The organism is Sulfuricaulis sp. (genome assembly GCF_049587675.1).
Lineage (GTDB): Bacteria > Pseudomonadota > Gammaproteobacteria > Acidiferrobacterales > Sulfurifustaceae > Sulfuricaulis.
Genome location: NZ_JBAVEJ010000309.1, coordinates 1 through 7,631 on the forward strand (window position 1 = coordinate 1; position 7,631 = coordinate 7,631).

Sequence of the window (7,631 nt, forward strand, 5' to 3'; positions counted from 1 at the left end):
AGAATTAGAAAAAGCCATTCAATTTGACAATGTTGTCGAAGTGGAGAAATTCCTTAAGAGGGGGTTGGACGTCAATGCAACAAACGAGGATGGATTTAGATTAATTGAGCTTGCCATCCACACCAGAAAAACATTTGAATTTTTAGTCGCACAAGGCGCCGATGTGAAAGCTCCTACGAAGATTGGAAATTATGGCTACTTGCTACATCTCATAGCAACCCAAGGAAATCAATACGGACCAAGTATTGAGAAGGCAAAGTTGTTGGTTGCTAAAGGGGCAGATGTAACCTCTCGCAATAGCTATGGCGAAACTCCATTGCACATAGCGGCATCAAGAGAGTATGGAGTGCCAATGGCGAAATTTCTCCTGTCTAAAGGTGCTGATATCAACGCCATCGATCATAACGCAGAGAGCCCGGTACACTGGGCGGCAGGCCTAGGATGCTTCGATTGTGTCGTATTCCTTCACGCCAATGGAGCACAAATAGACTTGAAGAATAATAAGGGCGACACACCGCTCTTAAAAGTTGTGAAGAGTGGTCGTATCAACATGGGCCCTATTCTTGAATTTCTTATTAAAAACGGGGCTGATACCTCCGTTAAAGACATGAATGGACTCACACCTCTGCAATTGGTTGAGGGCAAGGCACACCGCGCAGATCTAGCCATCGTCCTCCAAAAGTATCAGTCACAGCATTAATGGTCTGATTTGAGAATCGGAATATAAAGGGGCCAAGCTCAATTTTTCCTTGCCGATGAACTAACCCAGCTTAAGGCATCCGCGCGGAGGTGTTTTAACGCCCCGTATGGCGCGCCCGAGCATCGCAGCCGGAATCGGGAGAAGCGAGCCTCGTGTTTGAGCCCGAGGCGCGTATTTCGCGCCCGGCGAGTTGAGGCGAGTGCCGATTCCGGCGAGAAGCGCAGTGGGTTCGCGCTGCCAGTGGCAGCGCGAACGGGCGCACAGGGATGTGCGCCCTGGACTTTCCCGCGGAGCCGGAGGCGTAGCGGGAAAGGTCGCGCCATCCGGGGTGCCCTTTCTTTTGGTTACTTTTCTTTGGGCAAGCAAAGAAAAGTAACCTGCCGTGGGTCAGCCACCCACAAGTAGCTTTTCATTATCGCCGGAGGCGATTCGACAGAAGCTAAGATTCTCCATCCAAATGCTATAAAATGCGCAACGAATCCCGGATCACACCCACGAGCCCGAACCTCACTTGAAAACCCTCCGTCTCGGTACCCGCAAAAGCCAGCTAGCCCTGTGGCAAGCGCATTACGTGCGCGACGCGCTCACGCGGCAACATCCTGGATTGAGCGTCGAACTCGTCACCATGACCACCGAGGGGGACCGCATCCTCGACCGCAGCCTGGCCAAGGTCGGCGGCAAGGGGCTGTTCATCAAGGAACTGGAGCAGGGGCTGCTCGAAAACCGCATCGATATTGCCGTGCATTCCATGAAGGACGTGACGGCCACGCTCCCGCCGGGCCTGCATCTGTCCGTCGTGTGCGAACGCGAAGACCCGCGCGACGCCTTCATCTCCAACCATTACGCGACGCTCGACGCGCTGCCCCGCGGCGCGCGTGTGGGCACCTCGAGCCTGCGCCGGCAGTGCCAGTTGCGCGAGGCCTATCCGCATTTCGAGATCGTCACGCTGCGCGGTAACGTCAACACGCGCCTGGCCAAACTCGATGCCGGCGAATTCGACGCCATCCTGCTTGCCGTGGCCGGCATCAAACGTCTGGGCATGGAAGAACGCATCCGCCAGCGGCTCGACCCGTCCGTCAGCCTCCCGGCCGTGGGCCAGGGCGCGGTCTGCATCGAGTGCCGCGAGAGCGATGCTGCCACCAATGAACTGCTTGCACCGCTGAATCACCGCGAGTCGCAAATCCGCGTGGCGGCGGAGCGAGCCATGAACGCTCACCTCGAAGGCGGTTGCCAAGTCCCCATCGGCGGCTACGCCGAATTACACGGCGATCAACTGCATGTGCGCGGGCTAGTGGGCGAACCGGATGGCAGCCGTCTGCTGCGCGCGGAACTGCGCGGGCCGGCGGTGCAGGCCGAGCAGTTGGGTGCACAGCTCGCGCAGCGCTTGCTCGCGCAAGGCGCCAAGGACATCCTCGACAAGGTTTACGGACGTGCGTGAATCCGCCTCCCCCGGCGGCACGCTGCAAGGGGTGCGCGTGCTCGTCACCCGTCCGCGCGATCAGGCGGAAAAACTTGCGCTCCTTATCGAGGGTGAAGGCGGTGAAGCGATCCGCTTCCCGGTGATCGAAATCGCGGAACCAAAAGACACCCAGGCGCTGCTCTCCGTAATCGACCGGCTGGATCGGTTTGGCCTCGCGATATTCATCAGCCCCAACGCCGTCAACCGGGCAATGAATCTCATTCTCACGCGCCGTGGCGACTGGCCGCGGAACGTGCGCATTGCCTGTGTCGGGCGCGGAAGCGCACGTGAGTTCAAACACTTCGGCATCGAGAACGTGATCGTCCCGGCGGGCCGGTCCGACAGCGAGGCGCTACTCGCGCTGCCCGAACTGCAACGGGTTACAGGAAACAAAATCGTCATTTTCCGCGGCGAGGGCGGACGCGAATTGCTCGGCGATACGCTCAAGGCGCGCGGCGCCGAAATCGAATACGCCGAATGCTACCGGCGGGCGCGCGCGCGCGCCGACGTCACGCCGTTGCTGCGCCGCTGGGCGCGCAGCGAGATCGATATCGTCAGCCTCACCAGCATGGACGGGCTGCACAACCTGCTCGACATGCTGGGCCCGGCCGGGCAACCGTGGCTCGCCCGAACCCCCGTCATTGTCGTCAGCAGGCGCATGGCCGAGGTTTGCCATGAATTGGGCTTAAAGACCGAGCCGATAATCGCGGCTCAGGCGAGCGACGAGGCCATCCTGGAGGCCATCAAGACGTGGCGAGAAACGCAAAAAACCCTATAATCACCATACCAATACAGGCTGTTACCCATGAATGACACGGACGCCAAAAAGATCCTCGATGACCAGTCCGCCGCTGCCCGGCGCGGCAAGAACCCGCTAAAGAAATCTGCCGACGTGCCAAGTGCCGGCCGCGTCCGTGGCGGACTGGCGCTGATCCTCGCCAGCCTTGCGCTTATCGCGTGCGGCTATCTCTGGTACACCGTGCTCTACCAGAACGCCGACCTGTTTTCGATGGACATCGCCGGCGCGCTTGATCGCATCGAGTCCAGCACCAACCAGACGCAGGAATCGCTCGCCAACGCCGAAAAGGACATCAAGACTCTCAAGGAAACCCAGGACACGCTCCGCGCCTCGCTCGAGAAGATCAACACCGATCTCGCGCGCAACCGGCTGGAATGGGCCCTGACCGAGACCGAGCAGCTGCTGGTCATCGCCAACAACCGCCTGCAGCTTGCGCGCGACTCACGTTCCGCCCTCGCCGCGCTGCGCGCCGCCGATCAGCAGTTGCAGCTCCTGGCCAGCCCGAAACTTCTGCCGGTGCGTCGCGAACTGGCGCGCGAGATATCGCTGCTCGAATCGCTCGACAAGCTGGATGTCAGCGGCATCACATTGCGTCTCGCAACCCTGGCCGAATCCGTGGACCGCCTGCCACTGGCAACCGATACCCGGCTGCATGAATTCGAAGCCGGCAAAGCGCAGGCCGGACAAGGCAGCGTCCAGGTAGCGGCGGCGGACACTGGCTGGCGGCAGACGGCACACAGCCTGTGGCAGGACATCCTTTCCCTCGTGCGCATCCGCAACGACACGGAATTGCAACGGCCATTGCTGCCGCCGGAACAGCAATATTTCCTTCGCGAGAATCTGCGCCTGATGCTGTACGGAGCGCAGCAGGCGCTGCTGCAGGGCAGCATCCCGACCTATCAGCAGAATCTCAAATCGGCACAACGCCTGATCAAGGATTTTTTCGATCTGAATTCACAGAGCGTGATCTCGGCACAAAGCGAGCTCGGCAAACTGCAAGGCATGAAAACCGTCACCGATCTGCCGGACATCACATCCTCGCTCACCACCCTGCGCCGCCTCAGCGGCCGAAAGGCCGAACCGTGAAACTGCTGTTTTTCATCATCGCACTGCTGTTTGCCGCCGTGCTGATCACGCTTTACGCTCTCGACAATCCGGGCTACGTGCTCATTGCGCACGCGCCGTGGAGTATCGAGATGTCGCTCACACTCTTCATCCCGCTGATGATCGTCGTGTCCTTTATGTTTTATCTCTCCCTGTACATCATCCTGCGTCTTTGGCGCATTCCCCGTGACGTCGGGCGCTGGCGCACTCGCCGGCAGGCGCGGCGGGCGCGCACGGCACTCCTCAAGGGGCTGACCAATCTCGCGGAGGGAAACTGGGCGGAGGCGGAGGCGCAGCTGCTCGCCGGCATGCGGCATGGCGATACACCGCTGCTGAATTATCTCGGCGCCGCCATGGCCTGCGAGGGTCAGGGGAATAGCGAGAAGCGCGACGAGTACCTGGCGCTGGCGCACAAAAACGCGGCGCAACACGACCTCGCCATCGGCATGACGCAGGCCTATTTGCAACACCAGGCACATCAGCTGGAGCAGTCGCTCGCGACCCTGAACGAGCTGCGGGGTAACGCGCCGAAGCACCGGCAGGTGCTGAAACTGCTTGCACAGGTGCATCAGGAATTGCGCGACTGGACCGGTCTGATCGAACTGCTCCCGGACCTGCGCCAAAATTATGCCATGACCACGAAAGAAGTCGACGCGCTCGAACTGCAAGCGCATCACGAGTTGCTCAAGCTCTCGCTGCCCTCCGGCAAACCGGGCGTGCTGGAAAAAGCCTGGAACGCGGTACCGAAAACGCTGCGGCGCAATCCCTCGATGATCGCGACCTACGCCCGTCAGCTCATCCGGCAAGGAGAAATGGCGCAGGCCGAATCCGTGCTGCACACCGCCATCGAGGACGGCTGGGACTCCACGCTGGTCGAGCTTTACGGTCAGTCACTGGGAAAGAATGTGGCGGAACAACTCGAAACGGCCGAAGGCTGGCTGTCATCGCACCGCAGTGATCCTAAACTACTGCTGACGCTGGCGCGTCTCGCCTTGCATAACGAGCAGGACAGCAAGGCGCGTGGCTATTTCGAACAATGCCTGACGCTGCACGGTCCGTCCGAGGCTTATCACGAACTGGGCAATCTGATGGAACGTCTTGGAGATAAAGACAAGGCGCTCAACTACTACCGGCGCGGCCTGGAGATGTACGCCAATGAATTGCGCGCCACTCCCGCGCGCGGGCTGGGCTCGACCGTTTCCCGTTTCCGCGCGGCGCGTTAGACCGCACAGTTCTTAGCGCGGCGATTCAAGCACGGCATTCTGTGCGCGGAAAATATCCATCGAATAGGTGAAATCACCGACCCATTTGCCTGCTCGGTAGTCGATCCGTACCACGTCAGGTACAAAACCCTTCCGGTCCGCAGCCATGGGAAAGTCACTGGCCACGGCACCGCTGTCAATCTCATCGAAACTGCACGCCTTCTCGTAGCGCGCCGGCCGAAACCACAGGCTGAGCTTTGGAGTGACGGGAACCGCGTCCTTGTTTTCCTCATCGCTGAACCACACGCGCTTGGCGACCATGCATCCGAAGATCAGTTGCACTTCGGCGTACAAGCGCTCGGCGCGCTTCGCCAGCGCGCGCTCGGCCGCGGCGCTCAGCTCCACGCGCACCGGCTTGCCATAAAGCTGGATCGTGGCGTTCACTTTTGTTCCGGTTCGCCGGGCTTTTCGGAAGACTCAATAGCTTCGCGATTTTTCTCGGCGTCTTGCCGGAGGGTGTTTTCCACGGTGCGCGCCTTGTCTTTCATCTGTACTTGAGAGCCGAACACCGTGTCTTTGACATCTTTTTTCTGTCCGTCGCACGCCGCCAGCAGCATCATCAGCACCGTCACAGCAAAAAATATTCGCATCGTTGATCTCCCCTTGAATCAGTCTGCATCAGGTACCCGACGTGTGGGCGTGTTCAAATGAATCATAGTACAGCCTGTCATTGGGCAGGCCATGCGCTATTACCGCCTTTTTGAGCGCCTCGATCATGGGCGGCGGGCCGCTGGCGTACACCTCATGCCGGCTCAGATCGGGGTGATCGGCAATCACGGCCTCGTGCACCCAACCGCGGCGACCGCTCCAGTCATCCTCGGACAAAGGCTCGGAAAGCACCAGCGTATTGTGGAAATGAGCATGTTCACGGGCCCACGCCTGCGGCAGATTATGCAGGTACAGGTCGCGCTGCGCACGCACGCCCCAGTACAGATGCATAGTCCGTTTAATTCCTGTGGCAAACGCATGTTCGAGAATGCTCTTGATCGGCGCGAATCCGGTGCCGCCCGCGACCAGAATCACCGGTCGGTCCGAGTCTTCGCGCAGAAAAAAAGTCCCGAGCGGTCCCTGAAAACGCAGCAGATCCCTTTCCTTCATCGTGGTGAAGACCTGCCCGCTGAACAACCCGCCCGGAACATGGCGGATATGCAGATGGAGCAATTCATCCGCGTGCGGCGCGGTGGCGAGCGAAAAACTGCGCCGTTGGTTACCGCTCAGCAGGATGTCGATATATTGACCGGCGAGAAATTGCAGGCGCTGGCCTTCGGCCAGTTTGAGCGAAAGTTGCATCACGTCGTGTGCGAGCCTGTCCAGCTTCATTACACGGCACGGCATGATGCGGATCGGGATGCCTTCCGCGGCGCTGATTTCCCTGGCATCGATCACCAGATCCGACAGCGGCACGGCTTGGCAGAAAAGCGCGGCGCCAGCGCCCCTCTCCTCATCGCTCATTGCCTTGGCTTCGTATCTGCCGTAATCGATCTTGCCGGAGATAAGCTTTCCCTTGCAGGTGCCGCAATCGCCGTTACGGCAACTGTAGGCGAGCGTCACGCCATGGCGCAGGGCTGCGGCCAGGACGGTTTCCTTCTCGTTGGCGGTAAATTCATGCCCGCTGGATTGGATGCGGATCTTGTGGGTCATGGGGAGCGCTTTGTGCGGGATAGAGGCTTCGCGATGATCGGGCGCCTATTGTTCCCCAAAACGTCGTCGAGGAAAACCACAGAATATAAAATGAGTAAGCCGGCGTGAAACACCGACATTGCATCTAACTAAAGCGCGACAGGATTCAGTGTGGCAGGATGCTTCGGAAGGCAGTCGCCCGTTCGCCTCGGGCGCTGGGTGCTAGATCCAGGAGACGCCGTTGACGTTTTCCAGGATTTTCACCGCGCGGTCGACCTGCTGTAGCTTGAGTGCCTCGCGCGCCGCGTTATTGCATTCCTCGCGCGTGCCGCACTCCATGCCGTCCACCTGATACACCAGGCGGTTGGCGGTGCGCGAGTAGGTCGCGCCGTTCCACTCGAAGCGGCTGTAGGCGCCCTGCGTGGATGAAATTTCGGAGTAGGTTTCGATCTGCGGATAGCCGCCCGCGCCTTCATGCAGGCGGAAGCTTCTGTCGAAAGCGAGCAAGGTGACGGCGGATCCGCCGGCCTTTTCCACCAGCCAGGCACGGCAACCGCTGCCTTGGCACAATTCATTCGTGACCATGAACAGGTCACCTCTTCCGGTCTTGGCTACCCAGCGACGGGTGAACTCCGGCTGGTGGCAAACCTCTAATTCCCCGGTCACGGAAACCGCGCAACCGCTGGC

9 protein-coding genes are annotated in these 7,631 nt (G+C 59.9%); 5 read left to right on the forward strand and 4 right to left on the reverse strand.

Annotated features, from left to right (window positions below):
- From WB402_RS15750 to WB402_RS15770, 5 genes are all read left to right on the forward strand, one after another.
- The coding region (locus WB402_RS15750) for an ankyrin repeat domain-containing protein (protein WP_424209551.1) at positions 1–700 on the forward strand (700 nt) is incomplete at its 5' end.
- A gap of 511 nt (positions 701–1,211) precedes the next feature.
- The gene (gene hemC, locus WB402_RS15755) at positions 1,212–2,138 is read left to right on the forward strand and encodes a hydroxymethylbilane synthase (protein WP_424209553.1); all 927 of its coding nucleotides are present in this window, start codon (positions 1,212–1,214) and stop codon (positions 2,136–2,138) included.
- Positions 2,131–2,937 (forward strand): uroporphyrinogen-III synthase, encoded by an 807-nt coding sequence (locus WB402_RS15760; protein WP_424209555.1) that lies wholly within the window; start codon positions 2,131–2,133, stop codon positions 2,935–2,937. Before hemC ends, WB402_RS15760 begins: the two co-directional genes overlap by 8 nt.
- A 27-nt stretch (positions 2,938–2,964) precedes the next feature.
- A complete protein-coding gene (locus WB402_RS15765) occupies positions 2,965–4,044 on the forward strand; it encodes a uroporphyrinogen-III C-methyltransferase (protein ID WP_424209557.1) in 1,080 nt (359 codons plus the stop codon).
- A complete protein-coding gene (locus WB402_RS15770; protein ID WP_424209559.1) occupies positions 4,041–5,285 on the forward strand; it encodes a heme biosynthesis HemY N-terminal domain-containing protein in 1,245 nt (414 codons plus the stop codon). Before WB402_RS15765 ends, WB402_RS15770 begins: the two co-directional genes overlap by 4 nt.
- A gap of 12 nt (positions 5,286–5,297) precedes the next feature.
- Here WB402_RS15770 and WB402_RS15775 read toward each other — a convergent pair whose 3' ends face one another.
- From WB402_RS15775 to WB402_RS15790, 4 genes are all read right to left on the reverse strand, one after another.
- Positions 5,298–5,708, reverse strand: coding sequence for a hypothetical protein (locus WB402_RS15775; RefSeq protein WP_424209561.1), 411 nt, complete (start codon positions 5,706–5,708; stop codon positions 5,298–5,300).
- Entirely contained in the window at positions 5,705–5,914 is a 210-nt protein-coding gene (locus WB402_RS15780; RefSeq protein ID WP_424209563.1) for a hypothetical protein, read from the reverse strand. Before WB402_RS15780 ends, WB402_RS15775 begins: the two co-directional genes overlap by 4 nt.
- Before the next feature lie 28 nt (positions 5,915–5,942).
- Positions 5,943–6,965 carry a CDP-6-deoxy-delta-3,4-glucoseen reductase gene (locus WB402_RS15785; protein WP_424209565.1) on the reverse strand — a complete coding sequence of 341 codons (1,023 nt, stop codon included), beginning with the start codon at positions 6,963–6,965 and terminating at the stop codon, positions 5,943–5,945.
- 201 nt (positions 6,966–7,166) lie between these two features.
- Positions 7,167–7,631, reverse strand: a 465-nt coding sequence (locus tag WB402_RS15790; RefSeq protein WP_424209567.1) for a hypothetical protein, incomplete at its 5' end; no start/stop codon positions are given.

Bases quoted from the DNA above. Each gene is read 5' to 3' on its own strand.
- WB402_RS15765 (WP_424209557.1), top strand. From the start codon at position 2,965: ATGAATGACACGGACGCCAAAAAGATCCTCGATGACCAGTCCGCCGCT.
- WB402_RS15780 (WP_424209563.1), bottom strand. From the start codon at position 5,914: ATGCGAATATTTTTTGCTGTGACGGTGCTGATGATGCTGCTGGCGGCG.
- WB402_RS15785 (WP_424209565.1), bottom strand. From the start codon at position 6,965: ATGACCCACAAGATCCGCATCCAATCCAGCGGGCATGAATTTACCGCC.